The organism is Rhizobium sp. 268 (assembly GCF_036571585.1).
Classification (GTDB): domain Bacteria; phylum Pseudomonadota; class Alphaproteobacteria; order Rhizobiales; family Rhizobiaceae; genus Rhizobium; species Rhizobium redzepovicii.
In genome coordinates this window covers 343228-363003 of record NZ_JAPPSO010000002.1, presented here as the reverse complement: position 1 = coordinate 363003, position 19776 = coordinate 343228, and the positions used below count along the sequence as shown (strand labels likewise).

Sequence of the window (19776 nt, the reverse complement as noted above, 5' to 3'; positions counted from 1 at the left end):
CGCCGGAAATTTCGCGTGGCGTCCCCATACCGATGAAGTCGCCTGCCTCGCCGAGGCGGCGATTTCGGCAGCCATCTCAGGTCAACAGAGGAAATCCTCGCTAGGACAAGGAGACTACCCATGAAGATCGTCATTATCGGCGGCACCGGGCTTATCGGCTCGAAGACCGTGGAAAGATTGCGCAGCAAGGGGCACGAGGTGCTGGCGGCATCGCCGAATTCGGGCGTCGACACGATCACCGGCAAGGGGCTCGCGGAAGCGCTGGCCGGCGCCGAGGTGGTGCTCGATCTTGCCAACTCGCCCTCCTTCGAGGACAAGGCCGTCCTGGAATTCTTCCAGACATCGGGCCGCAATCTGCTGAAGGCAGCAGCCGCCGCCGGCGTGAAGCATCATATCGCCCTGTCCATCGTCGGCATGGAGCGGCTGCAGGGCAGCGGCTATATGCGCGCCAAGATGGCCCAGGAACAGCTGATCAAGGCTTCCGGCATCCCCTACACCATCGTCCATTCCACACAATTCCACGAATTCATGGCCGGTATCGCCCAGTCGGGCACATCAGGCCAGATGGTTCATCTGTCGCCGGCCTATGTGCAGCCGATCGCATCGGACGATGTCGCCGACGTCATGGCCGAGGTGGCGCTGGGCGCGCCCGTCAACGGCACGATCGAGATCGGCGGACCGGAGAAAATTCGCCTCACCGATATCGTGACGCGCCTGCTGAAAGCGACGAACGATCCGCGCCAGGTGATTACCGATCCTCACGCCCGTTACTTCGGCGTCGAGCTCGAGGATAATTCGCTGGTAACCGGCGCCAAGGCGCGGCTCGGCCGCATTCGCTTCGACGATTGGCTCAGCCGGCAGCCACAGCAGAAGAAGAGCGCCTGACGGCCGGGGCCGCTCTTCGCGGCCCTTGCCGCAACCGTTTCCATCAACGCAAGGAGACCAGACATGTTAGGAAAAATGATCTCGGCAGGGGCATTCGCCGTTGCCATTGTCACCGGCACCGCCGCGCATGCCGCAGGCGACAAGGCGAAGGTAACCCTCGTCTACGACCACGCGCTTCCCAACGTTCCCGGCAAGAGCATCAAGGCCGTGCTCGTCGAATATAGGCCCGGCGGCACATCGCCAGGCCACACCCACCCGAAATCCGCCTTCATCTATGCCACCGTTCTGGAGGGCTCGATAAAAAGCCAGGTCAATGACGGCCCGGTGAAGATTTACAAGGCCGGCGAAAGCTTTCCCGAATTCCCCGGCGATCACCACAGCGTCAGCGCCAACGGCAGCAAGACCGCGCCCGCGAAACTGCTTGCGGTCTTCGTGGTGAACTCGGACGAGACGGAACTGACGACCGACGACAAGTAAGCTGCCCTCGATGCCCGGCCCCGCCGGGCATCGTTCCTTGCTCTCGGTCAAGCAGATTGCAGCGCCATCTCCAGGTCGGCGATCAGATCGTCCGGATGTTCGATGCCGATCGACAGGCGGATGGTCGATTCCAGCACGCCGATGCGCTGGCGGACATCGGCCGGCACGCCGGAATGCGTCATGGTCGCCGGGTGGCTCGCCAGCGATTCCGTTCCCCCGAGACTGACCGCAAGCTTGAACACCTGCAGCGCGTTCAGGAATTTGAAGGAGGCCGGCTGGCCGCCGCGAATGTCGAAGGAAAAGGTGGAACCGGCGCCGGTGCATTGCGCGGCGAAGGTCCGGCCAGCCGGTGAATCCGGATTGTGGTAAGGCAGGTAGTGAACCTTCTCGACCTTCGGGTGATCGCGCAGAAAATCGGCGACGGCGCGCGCATTGCTGTTTGCCCGCTCCATGCGCAGCTGCAGCGTTTCCAGCGAGCGGCCGAGCATCCAGCAGGAATGCGGATCGAGCTGGGTGCCGATCGCGCCGCGCAACGCCTTGACCTGCTTGATGACTGCCTTGCGGCCGAGAACGGCGCCGGCGATCAGGTCGGAATGGCCGCCGACATATTTGGTCAGCGAATAGAGCGAGATATCGGCGCCGTGTTCGATCGGCCGCTGGAAAACCGGGCCGAGCAGGGTGTTGTCGCAGACGATGATCGGCACATGCCCCTGCTTTGCGCCGATCGCGTCGGCGACGCGCCGGATCATCGCGACATCGACCAGGCTGTTGGTCGGATTGGCCGGCGTTTCGATCAGGATGACGGAAACGCGGCCCTTGGCCATCGCCTCCTCAGCCGCCTTCTGCACCGATCCCTCGCTGACGCCATCGGCAAAGCCGACCGCGGCGACGCCGAAATTGAGGAAGGTCTTTGCCAGCAGGGTTTCCGTGCCGCCATAAAGCGGCTGCGAATGCAGGATTGCATCGCCCGGCCGGACGAAGGCGAACAAGGTCGTGGCGATCGCCGACATGCCGGAGGAAAACAGCGCGCCGCTTTCCGTCCGCTCGTAGACGGCAAGCCTGTCCTCGACGATCTCGCTATTGGGATGGTTGAAGCGCGAATAGACGAGACCGGCGCCTTTGCCCGCCGGCGGCTCGCGGCGGCCCGAGACGTAATCGAAGAAGTCGCGGCCATCCTCGGCCGAATTGAAGACGAAGGTGGAGGTGAGGAATACCGGCGGCTTGACCGCCCCTTCCGAGAGTTCGGGATCGTAGCCGTAGTTCAGCATCTGCGTTTCGGGATGCAGTGCATGATTGCCGATATGGGTTTTGGAAGGATGCGGGGCCGTCATGATCGTCTCCTCTGTCGGGATTGCCCAAGAACAAATTACATCAAAACCGCGTCTGAGGCGCAGTCATCGATGATGCTCCTCAACGATCAGTTGATGGCCTCGCCCAAAGTGTCTGCAACATAGGCGCCGCGCGCGCCCATCGGCAGCGGCGGGCCCGTCGTCGTGTCTCTCGCGGTCTGATGCTCCAGTTCGGCGTTGAGTTCTGCGCCGATGACGAGAATGACGACGGAAAGCCAGATCCAGATGAGGAAGCCGATCAGCGCACCGAGCGTGCCGTAGGTCGCGTTATAATTGGCGAAATGATCGAGATAGAAGGAGAAGCCGAGCGACATCGCCGCCCAGGCAACCGTCGTCAGAGCCGCCCCCCACGTCATCCACCGAAGCTTGGCAGGCTCCCGGCTGGGGCCGAAGCGGTAGACCGAGGTCACCGCCACCGCCACAACAAGCAGAAGCAGCGGCCACCGCAGGAGAAGCGCCATGTGCTCCTTGAACTGATCGAGCCAGAGATAGGAAAGCACGACCGGCATGACGCCGACAAGCACCACCATGACCACCGTCAGAAGCATTGCGCTCAAGGTGAAGCAGAGGCCGACGAGGTTCAGACGGATAAGACCGCGCTTTTCATTCTCCTCATAGGCCACATTCATCGCATCGAAGATCGCCAGCGTGCCGCTATGCGTGCTCCACAGCGCAATGCCGAGACCGACGAAAAAGGTGATGCCGAGCGCACTGTCGCGCTTGCTGACGAGCTCCTTGATCTGATCGGCCAGAAGGTCGAAGGCGCCCGGCGGCAACAGACCGGCCAGTTCGCGTAGATGCTCCGATATGGTGACCGGATCGGCGACCAGCCCGTAAAGAGACACCAGAGCCGCCATGGCGGGAAACAGCGCCAGCAGCAGATAGAAGGTCACACCCGCGGCAATGAGTGTCACCCGGTCGTTCAGGACTTCACGGTAAACCCGCCAGAACACATCGCGAAGACCGCTGAGCGGAATAGCCTCGGGCGTGGCGGCGCTGCGGCCATGATCGTCCACCGCGCGGCCGGGCTCCGCCGACGGAGCCGGCGCACCACCCTGCTTTGCCTGCAACAACACAAACGCCCCGATCGCCGCTGCGATCATCGCAGCGGCGATGGACAACCTCTTGAGCGGGAGCGCATCTGCCATTACCCTAATCCTCTGATTTGCTGCGTGGATAACGCCGCGTGCCGCAAAAGGATGCAAGCCGTTGCTTTCTTGTGGAGATTCGAAGCGCAAGGGAGGGGAGGCCGCGGCAACAAGGGCCGTTTAGGGCAGAAACCCATTATTATAATATACTGATTTTACTCAATAAGTTATTCGATACGGAAATGAAACAGGAGTTTAGTTTCATCACTGCGGTTTAGACTATATCTGCACCCGGCCGCCGTCGCCGCGATTTAGGGGCCCCTGGAACGGGAAATTCGCCGCCACGCATCTTGGAAAGCGCGGCTTGGACCCGAATTCCGTCCACCGCCATCAGCTCGAACGTTGGATATCAAACGCGATAAACGATGCCTCCCCTCATCGATAGCGCCGCCGAACATAACCGGCAATAGCCGCTCGCGTTGTTCACGGCAAACATCGCCCTTAGGGTCGAAAATGCCGCCCCCCCGAGAAGCCACATCCGAAGGCGCCCCGCAGGAGCCTGGAAGCACGAGGCGGAAGCGCGCCGACGCCGAACGAATACAAGGAGCAACGCTGGAACGCGCCCTTCGAGGCTCCAGCCTTCGGCTTCCGTGCCTCCAGGGTGAGGTCCGTTGGAGGATGCCGCGCCCACCGCCCCCAGAACCCTCACCCTGAAGTTCCCCGCAGGGCCTCGAAGGACGAGACAGGTGCGCCCTGCCCAGTCCACGCGAGGGCTTCTCCTGATCCCCACAAAGAACGGCGCCGGCGCTTAGGCCGATCCGCTCGAGCTTTAGACACGCAGCCAATGAGCTATTCGGCATTGGCGGCCGCGGGCCTCCTGCGCGCCCGGACAATCTCGCCGACATCGTTGTCATATCGCTCATCGGGGAAGTTTATAGTCCAGATGAGGCGACGCAACGATTCCGGAGCGATGTTTCGATAACCAAGTTTCTCCAGCCGGAGCAGAAGTAGCAAATGGTCGGTAACGACTATCAGCCGGGCGTAAGCGCTAAGCTGATGCAACGCAGGGCGCATGGCAGCATAGGAGTTGAAGCCGAATGACGCGGCGATTGCCTCATCGCAGTGCGACGATTTGATGTAAGGATATTGGCCACGCAGAGCGTGCTTTAAGGCGACGACGTTCGAAGGCGAGAACCTGATGGATGGGTTTAACATAGGACGATCCAGTGCTCTGGTCGAAGTCTGCCGATTACACTTCGACCTTGGGGAACACGGTCGTCGAGAGGTCTCACACGCCCTTCAACCCGGCAGCAGGTTTGGATAGGCCTCCAGACTCATATGGTAACCGTCAAATATCCCACCATCAAGGCATAGGCTCATCTTGAGGCCAACGGGATAGTTGGCGCGACTCGAAACCCGAAATCGCATACCTGAACGGCTGCCCGCAACATCCGTTGTCCGCGGCGCTCAGATGAATGCTGGAAGTAACGCGGGAGCGTGTCCTTCGACGATAAGGCCTTCGCCTTCCGCATCTCAAGGACGAGGACCGTGGGGGGCGCCACGCGGCTTTCGCCTCGGTTGGCGTCGTTGGCCGCCGATGACCCTCCGAGTAGCAAGTGCCGATATCCCCGGGGACCTCATCCCGAGGCGTCCCGAAGGGACCTCCAAGGGCGATGCGGGGGCGCCGGCTCCTGGTGAATTGCAAGGAGCAGCGTTGCGGCGTGCCCTTCGAGGCTCCAGCCTTCGGCTTCCGCGCTACAGGATCAGGCCCGTCGAAGGGGTGCATCGAATGGCTTCCGCCTCGGTTGCCTTCGTTGGTGCACCGATGATCTTCCGGGCGGCAAGCGCCGATACCCAAGGGAGCCTCATCCCGATGCGCCCCGAAGGGACCTCGAAGGACAAAGCGGGCGCGCTGGAAATGGAGCAAAGAAAGGAGCAGCGCTGGAGCACGCCCTTCGAGGCTCCGACCTTCGGCCTACGCACCTCAGGATATGGACCCTCAGAGGATGCCGCGCCGCCACCCGACCCGGCGAACTCAGGATGACGCCCCCTTAAATGATACCGCACCGCCACGCCAGAGAAGCCTTATCCTAAGGCGCCCCGCAGGCCTCTAAGGACGAGGCGGGCGCACCGACGCTCAGATGAAAATGCAAAGGGCAGCGCTGGAGTATACCATTCGAGACTCCGGCCTTCGGCCGGCGCGCACCAGAATGATAGAAGATGCCGCACGGCGCTAGAAGCAAGCGAGGATCCGACATGCAAAGGTGGCCGCGAGAACCCGGAATTAATTGCCGTTGTCCGCGGACAACAGAGGCCAACTCCAGAGCGACAGCGCAAGTTGTCCGCGGACAACGCAATGCAGACCCCGCGAGCACCCATCGGACGCCGCAATCATTTCCGACCTTCGTCCGACGTCACTCGCCACGCCGCCCAACCGTCAAGCTTGAATTTGCCGCTTTGCAGCACTACCTCGTGTTGGACCGAGCGCTCACCCCTCCGAGCCGCTTCGGTTCGACGGACAGCATCCCTCCTCCCGGGCTGTCAGTCACTATCGAAGCCCGGCGCCCTCTCCCGCGCCGGGCTTTCGTTATCTCGCCAAACCGCCGTCGTCGCCGACGAGGATGTCCGCACATTTGCCCACTGCCGGAATCTTTCAGGGATCGTCGTAGCAGAGCGCCCATTGATCGCCGATATACCAGCAGCGTCCGATCCGCGGCTCGGTCTTCCAGAGCAGGCTTTTGATGAACTCGATGCCCCCCGCTTGAAGGCAACCGTCAGCGCCTCGATCTCGCTGTCGTCGATCGTCAATCCACCATCGGCACAGACGAAATAGGCTGTACTGATCCAGCGCGCCGCAAGTCCACTGGCGCCGCGCTCGATTCGAAGTGCTGCGCCATGCGATGCATGACGGCCGCCACTCGACGGCCGCCCCTGGCGCGGCACGCCAAGCGGCAACACCAGGCGTCCACCGGGCCGCAGCCTTTCGATCCAGGGCGCCGCCGGACGTCCGACGGCGAAATTGACGTAGACCGCATCCATCTCTTGCCGCGGCCATTGATTTCCGTCGGCAGCGATGACGCTGACATTGGGCCGATCGGCGAGCGCTGTTTGAGCGTGACCAGCCAGATCTCGATCCATCTCGACGGCATGGCCATGACCCGCAGCACCCACCAACTCCGCCAGAATAGCGCTATAATAACCGGTGCCGGCTCCGATATGGGCGATGCGATCGCCGATCTGGACGTCCAGTTCGTCCAGCAGCCGCGCATGCAGCGAAGGGCTGCCATTGTTGTCCCCTTGTCAGGTTGCAAGGCGAACAACGCATCCTGATAGGCCAGAACCAAATCGGAGGAAAGCAGCGGGCGATATCCGCCACCCAGATTGGCGACCTGCCATGGCGGCGCACCGAGGAATTTTTCGCGCGGCACTACGGCAAAGGCGGCCTCGATCCGCGGGTTCGTCGTTCCGGCGGCTGCCGCCACCTGATGGGCGTAGGCCCGACGGACCACCGCAAGTTCGTCGGCCGTGAACATCGCAATGGGCATGGCTCATCTCCAAACATGACTTGATCTGAAGCGACAACATCCGTTACGGAAGTTACGCGCTATTTTGCTTCCATTGTAAAAAACTCCGTTGTTATGTCATACTGTTAATGCCTGGATGGGGACCCCTCTCTTTGCGGCACCGAAGGTAACTGGGCTAGATTTGGCGGCAGTACGGATTTTATCATCGATCGCAGCCGCAAGGCGACACTAACGCAATTGGATGCGGGGCACGATCACAACCATCAAGAGGCGATTGACGCAATCGCCAGACATGCGACATAAAACTCCGTTGTGTATCCAAACCTTACAATCTGGGCAGGTTGATAATTGGTTGTTACGATTGCCGCTGTGTTAGCCCGGAGTATTTTAGAGATGTATGTTGGTCGAATTGTTGGCGTGGGTCGCACCCGAAAAGGGGATTTGGTCGCTGCTTACAGGGTTTCGAGCCGATCGTTTCCCAACAGGACCGCGGAAAAGCTGGGCAACTCTGTGCAGATTATTGCCCAACCGGAAAGCGCCGACGCAGCATCAGACAGTCCTTACATTGCTTATGAATGTCTAATTTGGAACGATCATTTTGCGGTTGTCAGCAACGGCACGCATACCAGACCGATTTATGAGCGGCTTAAGGCAGGTAATGCCCCCCGAGATGCAATTGCCAGCGTTCTCGTTGGCCTTGACCGTGAGTTCGATCAGCATGACACGCCGCGAATTTGCGGTTTGGTTGACCTTGCCGAGAGCAGGCTATGGCTCGGTAGCGTAACCGCCACCAGCTTATCAGTTATGCCTATAGAGATTGAGCCGGGGCAGCTCGCCTATATCACGACTTATGCGTTTCCTCTTCCCCGCGTCGAACAGATTGATAGTGACTTTGGCGCCGCTGAGCCGATTGCAATTTGTCGTCATATAACCGATGCATCAGTCTTCTCTGAATTCGAGAAACCTATTTGCGCCACATCCTGGGTCGCGTCTGCAACAGGACATCAAAGCGCGACGCTGAACTCCATCCGCTGATTTCATATAAGGGGATGGTTCGCTTCAAGCCCGACAGCCGCTTAGGCTTTCGCGGCAACAAGGCCTGCCAGTTGCGGGGTGGCCTGGCAACTGACGCCGAGCCGGTCACCGAGATAATGGTAAAAGGACAGTCCGAGCTTCTGGCAGGTCTTCATCAGGCCGAGCATGGTGTCGCGCGCAACATGGCCGTCTCTGTTCATGGTGCTACCAGATATCTTTCGCCTGGTGACGAAGCCGCGAGATCCTTCTGCCGCACTAGGCCGCGCGGCAGCACTGAACTGCAAGCAGGGAGCATCAGCCTGAGCCCGCCCGACCTTCGGGTCTCGACACTTCCCAGGAGCGCCGTTCGCACGATCAGGCGCGCGGCGTCGTGCCACCCATGGCGTTTACGCTGTACCGCTTCTTGATCCTGTCGACGGGCATCCCGTCCTGAAGGGGAACCTGGGCCACCCTGTCATAGGTCTCAAAGCCCATCTTGGCGTAATAGCCAAGGCCGCTGATATTGTCGGCGCGGATGGTCGCATTGATGAATTCGAGTCCGAACGCTTCCGCTGCCGCAAGGGTCGCGGGAAAAAGCGCGCTGCCGACGCCTGCGGTCTTCGGGTTCAAACGGGCAAAGGTCGCAATGTCGGCGACGCCTTTCGGTGGATCGCCGTATAAGCTCAGCGATTGAAAACCGACCAGCGACTGATTGTGCTCGGCTACATGGCAGGCAAGCGGAAACTCGCCATCGATGAACCAGTCGGCGAATTCGGCAGCCGAAAGCGGGGTCTCGAGCGCTGTCGTTCCGCCGGCCCGGATGATCTCGTTCAGGAGAGCGCTCAGTTCCTCGGCGTCGGAGGAGACGGCTTTTCGGATGTGCATGTCTTGGCTACCTCGTTATCCCGACAACCTATCGGCGAGATTTTGAGATGACAAGTCACCATTTGTCTGCCGAAATGACGCATCATCCAGCCCATCCGACAGCGATTTTCGCAGCCCCGATTGCGCGTAAACTGTCTTCAGGCGTTCAAACGCTGCTGCGTCTGCCGGTCGAAGAAATGAACCTTGGAGGTCTCGAAGGAAAGCTTCACCGGCTGTTCCGGGGCGAGTTCGACACGTTCGCGCACCACCCATGTCAGTTCGCGGCCATCGACTTCCACGGCGACATGGGTTTCCGATCCCGTCGGTTCGACTACCTTGACCACGGCATCAACCCCGTTCTCGCCGCCGAAGGCGATGTCTTCGGGGCGGATGCCGAGCGTCAGCGGCCGGTTGGCGGAATTGGCCGGCGCCCGCGAGAGCGCCACGCGCGACCCGCTGGAGAGCGCCAATGCCGGCTTTCCCGCCTCATCGATCGTCCCTTCGAGAAAGTTCATGGCGGGGGAGCCGAGGAAACCGGCGACGAAGATGTTGCGCGGCCTGTCGTAGAGTTCGAGCGGACTGCCGATCTGCTCGACGCGGCCGCCATGCAGCACGACGATCTTGTCGGCCATGGTCATGGCTTCGATCTGGTCATGAGTGACGTAGACGATGGTGGTCTTCAGCCGCTGGTGCAGCGCCTTGATCTCGGCGCGCATCTTCACCCGCAGTTTCGCATCGAGATTGGAAAGCGGCTCATCGAAGAGGAAGACTTTGGGATCGCGAACGATGGCGCGGCCCATGGCGACGCGCTGGCGCTGCCCGCCGGAAAGCTGGGCCGGCTTGCGGTGGAGAAGCGGCTGCAGGCCGAGAATGGCGGCGGCCTCGCCGACCTTCTTCTCGATCTCCGGCCGCTTGGCGCCGGCAAGTTCCAGCGCGAAGCCCATATTCTGGGAGACGGTCATCTGCGGGTACAGCGCGTAGTTCTGGAAGACCATCGCGATATCGCGATCCTTCGGCTGCAGATTGTTCACCACCCGGCCGTCGATGCTGATCTGGCCGCCGGTGATATCCTCGAGCCCGGCGATCATCCGCAGCAAGGTCGACTTGCCGCAACCGGATGGGCCCACGAGAATGGTGAATTCGCCATCGGCGATCTCGACGTCGACACCGTGGATGATATCGACCGGGCCGAAGGATTTCTTGACGTTTCTGATGCTCAAGCCAGACATGTAGGACCTATCCTCTATCGCTTCCTGCGCACGCGCAGCGCCTGGAACGGCTTGCGCGGGATTTTGACGCCGAAGGAGGCGTCCGGCTTGCCGCCGCGCACGACCGAGCCATGACGGGTCGGATGCGGAACGGGTGCCGCCACCTTCTCGGCCGGCGTGATCGTCATCTCCCAGGTGTCGATGATATCGACATCGTAATCGTCGCCATCTACCGGCAGGCCGGTGGACCAGACGACCGGCTGATGCTCGCCGAAATAGATCAGCCGGAAATCGCCGTCGCCGTCACGCGCGCCCGACACGCGCGACCAAGGCCATTCGCCGATGATGCCGAGCGGCTCAAGTCCATGTTTGACGTCGGCTTCCAGGAGATCGCGAAGGAAGCCGATGCGCTTCCAGGCCTCGCCCCGCAGTTCGCCGCCCTTGGCCCACCAGATCAGATCTTCGGGATGGGAATAGGTCTCGCCATGGCCGGCATAGCCGCCGCGCGCCATGGTGATCCAGAAGCGATGCACGAGTTCTCCCGCATGAAGATTGCCCCAGGACTGCAGGATGTCGCCCTCATATTCCGGCTCGTCATTGACGACAGGCTTGCCATAGGCATCGCGCCATTCCTGGGTCCGCTTGACGTCGGGGTTCTGAATGCAGGTGTGGGTGACCCACGGCTTGCGATGATCGAAATTCGCGGTCACGTCGCCATTATGAATGGAGCGCAGGTGCTGGTAGGGATCGTTTTCCTCCAGAATGTGGAAGTAGCGATCCCACTGCGCCATGGGCTTGGTGTCGATGAGGAAGTCATATTCGTTGGCGAGCGACCACCAGACGTTCCGGTAGGCAGAAAGACGGGCGGCCAGATATTCGACATAGCGGAAATCCTGCGCCGCCGACATGTCGGCATAACCCCAGCGGTCATAGGGATGGAAGATGATGATATCGGCTTCGATGCCGAGCTCGCAGAGAGCCGAGACCTGTTTTTCGAAATGCTGGAAGGCCGCGGGGTTGGGCCGGTCGAAATCCTGCCTGCCTTCCGCGCCGCTTTCGAAGCAGGCATGCAGCGGCTCGTTGACATTATAGGGATAGTCCTTCGGGAATACGCCCATACGCATCTTATTGAAACGCGCGGTCTTCAGCGTCTCCAACGTCTGCTTCTGCATGTCGAGCGGCTGATGCGTCCAGGCGTAGCAGGTCGTTCCGAAGGAGAGGAACGGCGTGCCGTCGGCATACGCGAAGTGGAATTTGTTGCGCACGCGCACCGGGCCGTGATTGCCGGCCGAAGGTGCCACCGCTGTCAAAACGCCGGTCCTGCCGTCAAGCGCCGCGGTCTTGGAGCGCGTCTTAAACGACCACTCACCCTTGCTGTCGGGCATGAAACGGATGCGGTAGGTGCCGTTGCCGTCATAGAAGCCCGGCACGCGCACGTCGCGGCTCTTCTGGGTGAACACGGCATCGAATGCCACGTCGAGATAGGGATTTCCGGCCGCAGGCCCTTCGAAGGCGGCCTCGAACACACCCCATTTTTCGACTGTTGCATCGGACATTCTGTCTCTCCTCGTAGAAAGATTTCGCGATCAGCCCTTGACGGCGCCGGAGGTGAGGCCGGAGACGAAGTAGCGCTGGAACATGAGATAGACGATCGTCGCCGGCAGGACGGTCACGACGATCGCGGCGTTAAGCTGGCCGTAATTGCTGGAGAACTGCCCCTGGAACGACATCAGACCGAGCGGCAGCGTCCACATGTGCTGGTCCTGCAGCAGCACCAGCGCCATGGCGAATTCGTTCCAGGTAGAAACGAAATCGAGGATGAGCAGCGCGGCAAGCACGGGCAGGCAGACCGGCAGGAAGATCCGCCGGAAGATAGTGAAGTGGGTTGCGCCGTCGATCAGCGCGGCTTCCGACAACTCCTTGGGAATGCCCTTGAAGAAGCCATGCAGGATGAAGACCTGATAGGGAACGCCGAAGGCGATATAGGGAAGGATGACGCCGGGATAGGTGTCGATCAGACCGAAGGAATTGACCAGGGTGAAGAGCGGCGCCAGCATCACCTGGAAGGGGATCATCGTGCCGAAGACGACGATGAGCAGCAGCGCCTTGCTGATCTTCAGCTTGATCTTGGCAAGCGCATAGGCGGCCATCGCCGACAGAAACAGGCCGAGCGGCACCTTGATGACCGTGATGATGACGCTGTTGAAGAAGGAGTTGGCGAAATTGCCGCGGCTCCAGGCAGCGCTGTAATTGTCATAGGCGAGCTCGGTCGGCGGCATGAAGGCGCCGGTGCTCGTCACCGCCGCCGGCGTCTTCAGCGAGGTGAAGACGATGAACACAAACGGCGCGACCCAGACGAGAGCGACGATGACAAGCGTGATCCAGAGGCCGATCAGGATGGGATCACGCTTCATCGACGATGGCTGGACGTCGAGATTCACGGCGGCGGTTTCGCTCGGCACTGCTGTCACGATTCGACCTCCTCGTGCTTCTGGGTCCATCTCAAATAGGGAATGACGACGGCCATGGTGATCAACAGCAGCACGACGGAGATCGCCGCACCCCGACCGAAATCGAAGATCTGCATGGCCTGGGTGAAGGCCCAGAGCGCCAGCATCTGGGTGGACTGTGCAGGCCCGCCGCCGGTCAGGCCGTAGACGATATCGAAGGCCTTCAGCGACGAGATGACGGAGAGAACGAGAACAATGGTGATCGTCGGGCGCAATGCCGGCAGCGTTACATGTTTGAACACCGCCCAGCGGCCGGCGCCATCGATCCGCGCGGCCTCGACCAGCGTCTGCGAGACATTCTGCAGGCCGGCCAGGAACAGCACCATGGAGAAGCCGACCGTCTGCCAGAGATAGGCGACGAAGACGGAGTAAAGCGCGATATCCTTGTTTCCCAGCCAGTCCTTGATCCAGCCCTGCATGCCCCAGGAGGTCAGCAGCTGGGCGAACAGGCCGAAGAAGGGATCGTACATCCACTTCCACATGGTGGCGACGGCGATCGGGGCGATGATGACGGGCAGGTAGAAGATCGCCCGCAGCCCGTTGCGGCCGAAGATCTTCTGGTTGAGACTGAGCGCCAGCAACAGCCCGACCAGCGGCGGGAAGATCAGGCTCATCAGGGTCCAGATCACCGTGTTGCGGAAGGCAACCCAGAAGACAGGATCGCGGGTGAAGATCGCCGAATAATTGGCCATGCCCACGAACTGCCGGTTGGCATCCAGCCCGTTCCACTTCTGGAAGCTCAGGATGACGACATTGAGCATCGGGTAGAGCGCGAAGACCGCATAGATCGCCAGCGCCGGCACCAGCAGGATTGCGGCTTGCATACGCGGGTCATGTGTCGATTGTCGAAGTGACATGCTTTCCTCCTGGCGGGGCGCTTGCGCAGCTCACGAAAGAATGTGCCAGCCGATCAATGCGGAGGTCGATCGACCGGCGCTTGGGAGGAATCAGGTTCTGCTTGCGATGAAGGTTTGCAGCTGCTTGGCCGCCTCGGCCGGCTCTGTGTTGCCGGAGGCGACGTCGTTGATGACGCGGAAATATTCCGTCGTCACATCGAGCGGGAAGGCCTGGTCGCCGTTCATGTAGACCTTGCCGTATTTCTGGAAGATCCCCAGCCATTCCGCCTCAAGCGGCTTCTGGTTGGCGTATTGGACATTCTTATTGACAGAGGTCGAGCTCAGCTGGCCGAGCAGATCCTGCTGCACCTTGGTCGACAGGAAATAGTCGAGGAATTTCGCGGCTGTGTCGGGATTCTTGCTCTTGGTGCTGATGTAATTGTACTCGGCGAAACCATAGAGACGCTCGGTATTGGTCGGGAAGGGGAAGATGCCGTAATCGTCGAGATTGGCGCCCGAGCCGTTGAGCTGGCTGACCAGCCAGTCGCCTTCGAGCATCATCGCCGCGCGGCCTGCGGTGAAGAGGCTGTAGGACTGCTTGTTGTCGATGCCCATGAAGGGCTGCAGCGTATAGTCCTTCGTCCACTTGGCGAATTCCGCGAAACCGTCCGTCGCGCAAGGCTCCTTGGTCCAATCCAGCGTCATCGCCTTCAACGCGTCGTGCTTTTCGGCGCCGCACTTGGTCTCGAGGATGACATCCATCAGGCGCATGACGTGCCAGTTGACCGTGCCGCCGAAGGTGAAGGCGGGGATGCCGGCGGCTTTCAGCTTGTCGGCCGCGGCCAGAAGTTCCTCATAGGTCTTCGGCTCTTCCTTGATGCCGGCCTGTTCGAAAAGCTTCTTGTTGTAATAGACGGCCTCGCCCTTGAAGGTGAAGGGAACACCGTGCTTGCCGCCGGGATAGAGGTCGGCAAAAGCCGCAGCCGAGGGCAGCAGTTCGTCGGTCCATTTATATTCGGTGTAATATTTGTCGAGCGGCAGGGAGAGGCCGGCCTTCACATATTCGCCGCCGAGGCCAAGGCCCGCCCAGCTGAAATAAATGTCTGGGCCCTTGTCTGAGCCGGCTGCGACGCGCAGCGCCGTCTTGTGCTCGTCGACGGCGCGCTGAACGATCTCGACATGCGTTCCCGGGTTCGCCGCTTCGAAATCCGTCGCGACCTTCTTCAGCGCGCCGTTGGCGGCGTTGTTGTCGAAGTTGAGCGTCCAGAGCGTGATGTCTTCGGCAAGAACTGGCGTCGCGGCGAAAGACGCCATGGCGATCGCGACGATGCTCGCAGTCTTCAATTTCGCGGATAGGGTCAGCATTACCGTCCTCCTCTTGATAAGCCGGCCCCTTGTCGCAGATGATCATTTACATGTCAACTGGTATGATGAGCTAACCATCACGATGCTGTGTGAATTTTGCGATGGAGGCTATGATGATAGCGGCCGATGCCGCGCCGGGGTCGATATGGCCGATCACCCGATCCCCGAGCCGTGATGCCCGCCCCCTGGCCGCCGTCATATCCCGGGTCGCTTCGCAGCCTTGGCGCGCTGCCCGCTCCGCTATGTCGAAGCATTCAGCAAGGGCCGCTCCCGACGCCCTGGCCTTGAGCGCCGCATCGGCCGCTGGCTTCCAGGCATCGACCATAGTCTTTTCGCCGGGCTCGGCCTTGCCGCGTTCCTGAATGCCCTGCGCCATCGCCGCGAAAACGCGCACGAACTCCTCGTCGCTCAGCTCCGGTCTGTCCTTGACGGCGGCTCCGGCCCGCATGAAAGCCGTCGCATAGAGCGGGCCCGATGACGCACCGACCGCATTCAAAAATGCCTTTGCCGCCGCGTTGAAGACGGCCGTCGGCGCAGTCTGCGCGGGGTCGAGTGCACCGACGGCCTTGGTCGCGGCCTCACAGCCGGCATCCATGGCAAGGCCATGATCTCCGTCGCCGATGGCGCCATCCAGCTCGCAGAGATGATCGCGCTGCGCCCCGATGTCCTCGGCGATTAAGGCAAAGAGGTGCTGCAGGTCTTTCGTCGCAATTGCCATGGTCACCTCGCAAACATGGCGCAATCGCAGGGATGATCGATCAGCCGCTGCAGCTCGTCGTCGAGATGCATGACGGTGATCGACGCGCCGGCCATTTCGAGCGAGGTGCAATAATTGCCGACGAGCGACGTATGAATGACAAGCCCAGCTTGATCGAGCCGCGCCTTGACCCGCCGCATCATGATGTAGAGCTCCATCATCGGCGTCGATCCTAGCGAGTTGACGAGCACGGCGACACGATCGCCCCGCTCGGCCTTCATCTCACGGAAAATATTGTCCATCAGTTCGTCGGTCACCGCGTCGGCCGTCTTCAACGGCTCGCGGGCAACACCGGGTTCGCCGTGAATGCCCATGCCGATCTCCATCTCCTCCTCGCCGATCAGGAAGTTCGGCTTCAAAGTCTGCGGCAGCGAGCAGGGCGCAAGCGCCACGCCCATCGTATAGGTGCGCGCATTCGCGTGGCGCGCGACGCGCTCGACCTCGTCGAAGGAATTGAGAAGATCGCAGGCAGCACCGGCGGCCTTAAAGATGAAGACGTTGCCGGCAACGCCGCGCCGCTTCTCCCTCTGATCGGCAGGGGCGGAGGCGACATCGTCGGTGGTCAGCACGGTGCGCACCTCGATCTCGTCGAGCGCCAGCATTTCCGCCGCCATGTCGAAATTCATCACGTCGCCGGCGTAATTGCCGTACATGAAGAGCACGCCGGCGCCGCCGTCGACAGCTTTGGCGCAGGCGATAATCGGATCGGGCGGCGGCGAGGCGAAGACATTGCCGATCGCCGCGGCATCCGCCAGCCCCTTGCCGACATAACCGAGAAATGTCGGTTCGTGCCCGGATCCACCGCCGATCACCAGCGCGACCTTGCCCTTGCGTGGCCCGTTTCTGGCAATGATCGCACGCGGCATATCCTCCACCGCATAGAGATGCCGGGGATGGACCGCGAGCACGCCTTGCAGCATTTCATCGACGGCATCTGCGCCTGCATTGATAAGCTTTTTCGTCTTCACGCCGATCCTCCCAGAACGAGCTCCGACTGCATAGATGCGGCTGGCGCGCTGGACGTCAATCCGCGAGTGGCAAGACCGCAGTGGCGAATGGTGCGAGCCGCACCTCTTTGCCCAATGCGTCGCCGTCGACCCGTCGCTCTTCGCCGGTCAGATTGACCACGTAGATCTTGGCGCCGCCAGCATCCCGCGCCACGAAAGACAACACCTGGGAGGGCGAAGACGAAACGCATTCCTGCCAGGACGCGCCGGCGAGTGCCGACAAAGTCTGCACGGTATTGAAGAGCGGCCGCCGCCCGCCTCGTTCGGTCGGTTCATCAGGGCCGGCAATCAGGCCGAACGGGCCGGTCAGTGCCGAAAGCGTCAGGCCTTCGAGACCGGCATCCAGCACCCGGATCGCGTAGCCGAGCGCAAAGGCCTCGGCGAAACGCCCGTTATGACGCGGGTCGCGATTGGCCATCGGAATGCGCCCGCCGGCCGGATTGTCCATGGTCCGGCTGCCATAAGGGTTCTGTCGCATGGGGATCGTCGACGGGCCGATGCGATAGGGCTTGTCGCCGTAGATCGCGCGGACGGATCGCGTGATGAAGGGCAGCGCTTCCAATGTCTGCATGACGCTGAGATCGTCGGCCGCATGCACGATCGGGTTGGTGCAATGGCTGACGAAGTCGATCTCGCCAGCCGGCACGCGTTTGCGGTTGAGCTCGGTGAAATAGCTCAGCATGCCGCCGCCGATGCGAATGCCCGGGAAGGCGGCGCGAGCCGCGGCATAGATCTCTTCGAGGGGAGGGCAGTCCGGCCATTTGCTGCCGGGCGGCGTCGACTGCCGATCGACGGAAGGTGAGACCAGGATTGTATCCGGCCGGAAGTCCGCGCTCCGCATCTGGCGGGCAATCTCGGCCGCCTCGCTTGCTGGCGACACCTTGCAGGCAAGCGCGATCTCCAGGGTCGTGCGGCCGCGATGAGCGGCGGTGATCGCGGCAAATTTCTGCAGCGCTTCGGCGCCATGTCCGGCGTCCGGATCGAAATGGAAGAGAAGCTCGCGAGGCGCGATCTCCGACAGGAGAGAGCGGGCCGAGAGCGTTGCATCGGCCTGCTCCGGCGTAACGACCACGCCGATATCGGGCATGGTGCCGGCCCGTGTTCCGAGTTCGAGCTTTATGACACCGCTCGACGTCGCGGCTGAAAGCGCTGCGGAGCGGCTGGTGTCCCTGATCGTGAGCGACGTCTTCTGCCGAACCGGTTGGTTGGCGGGAATTTTGTAGGGCCAGGGCAGGGCAAGCGGCCTGACATAGGTCTTGTAGGAGGCATCGGACCAGTTCCTCTGATCCTCCATTTCGAAGGTGTCGCCTTCCATCCGGCATTCCGCCGTCACCTCAGGCATGACCTCATGGGAAATGGCGCGCATATCCTTGAACGGCTGCCAGGGCTCGATGATATCGGGAAATCGTGTCTGGACGATCCGGCCGTCGACATGTTCAACCGTTGCCGATGAGCCGGCCACGCCGACGATCGGATGCAGGATGCAGAAGCCGCAGCGATTGGTCTCAAAGCCGGTGTCGCTCGTGGCTTCGGCCTCGAAATCGAGCCGGTCCGGATATCCCCGGATGCGGACGTCGATGACGAGCTTCGTTCCATCCGGCCTCTCGCAACGCGCCCGATAAGCGATGCCGAAACGGTCGTCACCCTGCTCGATCCTGAGATCGGCGATGTCAGGACTGTAAGTGCCCCAGTCCCGGTCGCGGACGAGGTAGGAAATCGCCCGCAGCACCTCGATCCCCTGGTAGCGGATGGAGCGAAGGTTGCCATCGGCGAGATCGGCCGTCAGCTTTCCGGCCGTCAGGCGAACCGGCGGCGTTTCCACAGCATGGGTGCCGCAAAGCTGGAAGGCATCGGCCGTCATCGCAGCATCGCCCCGACATCGATCGTCTGCCCCCTGGAAGCACTGTCATAGGCGGCTTCGACGAGGGCGAAGGTCTTCAGATTGTCGGCGCCCGAGGTCGAATGCTCCGCGCCGCGCTTGAGCTGATCGACCCAATGCTGCTGGATCGCATAGACGCTCTCCTGGATATTGTGCCAGGGCCGCGAGGCCCAGGACAGCAGCTTCGGCGAAACATCCGTTATCGTAGTGCCCTTGGCGTTGGTGATTTCGAGGCCATACTCCTGCCTCAGGCGGATCGTGCCTTCGGCGCCGTCGAGCTCGATCAGGGTCTCCGGGAACGGCTCTTTGGAAAGCTTGGTGGCGTAGCTGACGTCGACGACCGAGGTGGCGCCGTTCTCGTGATCGAGCAAAATGGTCGCGACATCCTCGCCCTTGATGTTTGGATTGACCCGCCTGGTGCGGGCCGTGAGCGAGCTGACGTCGCCGAGGATATAGCGGGCGATATCGAGCGTATGGATGCCGAGATCTTCGATAATGAAGCGCTCGCCTTCGGCGAGATAGGGCTGGCCGGAGAAGACGTCGTAGCCCGAGCGGAAGGAAAAGCGGCCCCAGAAGGGCGTGCCGATGGCGCCGGTATCGAGCGCGGTGCGCAGCGCCTGGATCGGCGTCTGCCAGCGAAAATTCTCGTGCACCATCAGGGCGACGCCGGCCTCGCGACAGGCCTCGACCATCGCCTTCGCATCCGATAGCGTCTTGGCGAAGGGCTTCTGGCAGATGGCCGGCACCTTATTCCGAGCGGCCATTTCCACCAGCGCGCGATGGCTCTGGACGGTGGTGGCGATATCGACGAAATCGAAGCCGCCATCAGCGAACAAGGCCTCGGCATCGCTGTAGCGACGCTCGATGCCGAACTGGCCGCCGACGATGTCAAGCCGCTCCGGGTCGCGGTCGCAGATCGCGACGATCCTGGCGCCCTCAACATCGTTCCAGGCATGCATCTGGTTGATCGCAAAGAAGCCGCAGCCGATCAACGCACCTCTCAATTCGGTCAT

Annotated in this window: 17 protein-coding genes and 2 pseudogenes; 4 read left to right on the top strand and 15 right to left on the bottom strand. The window is 61.4% G+C overall.

Annotated elements, in window-relative coordinates; all coding sequences use genetic code 11:
* Positions 1 to 120 precede the first annotated feature (120 nt).
* Positions 121 to 885, top strand: a complete 765-nt coding sequence (locus tag OS035_RS05125) for an SDR family oxidoreductase (RefSeq protein WP_097624253.1) — start codon at positions 121 to 123, stop codon at positions 883 to 885.
* Between the two features lie 63 nt (positions 886 to 948).
* Entirely contained in the window at positions 949 to 1362 is a 414-nt protein-coding gene (locus OS035_RS05120) for a cupin domain-containing protein (RefSeq protein WP_097624252.1), read from the top strand.
* A 47-nt stretch (positions 1363 to 1409) separates the two neighbouring features.
* On the opposite strand, the gene OS035_RS05115 is transcribed toward OS035_RS05120, so the two are convergent.
* The 3 genes from OS035_RS05115 to OS035_RS05105 form a co-directional block, all read right to left on the bottom strand.
* Complete coding sequence (locus OS035_RS05115) at positions 1410 to 2693, bottom strand: cystathionine gamma-synthase family protein (RefSeq protein ID WP_097624251.1); 1284 nt, start codon at positions 2691 to 2693, stop codon at positions 1410 to 1412.
* 86 nt (positions 2694 to 2779) lie between these two features.
* Entirely contained in the window at positions 2780 to 3859 is a 1080-nt protein-coding gene (locus OS035_RS05110; RefSeq protein ID WP_331813420.1) for a YihY/virulence factor BrkB family protein, read from the bottom strand.
* Positions 3860 to 4648: 789 nt separating this feature from the next.
* A complete protein-coding gene (locus tag OS035_RS05105) occupies positions 4649 to 5014 on the bottom strand; it encodes a hypothetical protein (protein ID WP_097624249.1) in 366 nt (121 codons plus the stop codon).
* A gap of 574 nt (positions 5015 to 5588) precedes the next feature.
* On the opposite strand from OS035_RS05105, the gene OS035_RS05100 reads away from it, so the two are divergent.
* The gene (locus tag OS035_RS05100) at positions 5589 to 5843 is read left to right on the top strand and encodes a hypothetical protein (protein WP_239620767.1); all 255 of its coding nucleotides are present in this window, start codon (positions 5589 to 5591) and stop codon (positions 5841 to 5843) included.
* Positions 5844 to 6452: 609 nt separating this feature from the next.
* Here the strand turns inward: OS035_RS05100 and OS035_RS05095 are convergent.
* A pseudogene (locus OS035_RS05095) lies at positions 6453 to 7344 on the bottom strand (protein-L-isoaspartate O-methyltransferase family protein).
* Positions 7345 to 7671: 327 nt separating this feature from the next.
* Between OS035_RS05095 and OS035_RS05090 the strand changes: the two are divergent.
* Positions 7672 to 8358 carry an IMP cyclohydrolase gene (locus OS035_RS05090; RefSeq protein WP_331813419.1) on the top strand — a complete coding sequence of 229 codons (687 nt, stop codon included), beginning with the start codon at positions 7672 to 7674 and terminating at the stop codon, positions 8356 to 8358.
* A gap of 41 nt (positions 8359 to 8399) precedes the next feature.
* Here OS035_RS05090 and OS035_RS05085 read toward each other — a convergent pair.
* The 11 genes and pseudogenes from OS035_RS05085 to OS035_RS05035 form a co-directional block, all read right to left on the bottom strand.
* Positions 8400 to 8597, bottom strand: a pseudogene (locus tag OS035_RS05085) (IS66 family transposase); the annotation flags it as partial.
* Positions 8598 to 8712: 115 nt separating this feature from the next.
* Positions 8713 to 9222, bottom strand: coding sequence for a GNAT family N-acetyltransferase (locus tag OS035_RS05080; protein ID WP_131710585.1), 510 nt, complete (start codon positions 9220 to 9222; stop codon positions 8713 to 8715).
* A gap of 137 nt (positions 9223 to 9359) precedes the next feature.
* Entirely contained in the window at positions 9360 to 10430 is a 1071-nt protein-coding gene (locus OS035_RS05075) for an ABC transporter ATP-binding protein (protein WP_097624246.1), read from the bottom strand.
* Between the two features lie 14 nt (positions 10431 to 10444).
* Complete coding sequence (locus OS035_RS05070) at positions 10445 to 11965, bottom strand: DUF5060 domain-containing protein (protein ID WP_097624245.1); 1521 nt, start codon at positions 11963 to 11965, stop codon at positions 10445 to 10447.
* Positions 11966 to 11995: 30 nt separating this feature from the next.
* The gene (locus OS035_RS05065; RefSeq protein ID WP_097624492.1) at positions 11996 to 12823 is read right to left on the bottom strand and encodes a carbohydrate ABC transporter permease; all 828 of its coding nucleotides are present in this window, start codon (positions 12821 to 12823) and stop codon (positions 11996 to 11998) included.
* A gap of 53 nt (positions 12824 to 12876) precedes the next feature.
* The gene (locus OS035_RS05060) at positions 12877 to 13776 is read right to left on the bottom strand and encodes a carbohydrate ABC transporter permease (protein ID WP_088686090.1); all 900 of its coding nucleotides are present in this window, start codon (positions 13774 to 13776) and stop codon (positions 12877 to 12879) included.
* 90 nt (positions 13777 to 13866) lie between these two features.
* Positions 13867 to 15120 (bottom strand): ABC transporter substrate-binding protein, encoded by a 1254-nt coding sequence (locus tag OS035_RS05055; protein WP_097624244.1) that lies wholly within the window; start codon positions 15118 to 15120, stop codon positions 13867 to 13869.
* A 70-nt stretch (positions 15121 to 15190) separates the two neighbouring features.
* Entirely contained in the window at positions 15191 to 15838 is a 648-nt protein-coding gene (dhaL, locus tag OS035_RS05050; RefSeq protein ID WP_097624243.1) for a dihydroxyacetone kinase subunit DhaL, read from the bottom strand.
* Positions 15839 to 15840: 2 nt separating this feature from the next.
* The gene (locus tag OS035_RS05045; protein ID WP_097624242.1) at positions 15841 to 16845 is read right to left on the bottom strand and encodes a dihydroxyacetone kinase subunit DhaK; all 1005 of its coding nucleotides are present in this window, start codon (positions 16843 to 16845) and stop codon (positions 15841 to 15843) included.
* 55 nt (positions 16846 to 16900) lie between these two features.
* Positions 16901 to 18745, bottom strand: a complete 1845-nt coding sequence (gene apnL / locus OS035_RS05040) for a D-apionate lactonase (RefSeq protein WP_097624241.1) — start codon at positions 18743 to 18745, stop codon at positions 16901 to 16903.
* On the bottom strand, positions 18742 to 19776 hold the full coding sequence (locus OS035_RS05035; RefSeq protein WP_097624240.1) for a Gfo/Idh/MocA family protein: 1035 nt from the start codon (positions 19774 to 19776) through the stop codon (positions 18742 to 18744). The genes apnL and OS035_RS05035 overlap by 4 nt, the downstream gene beginning before the upstream one ends.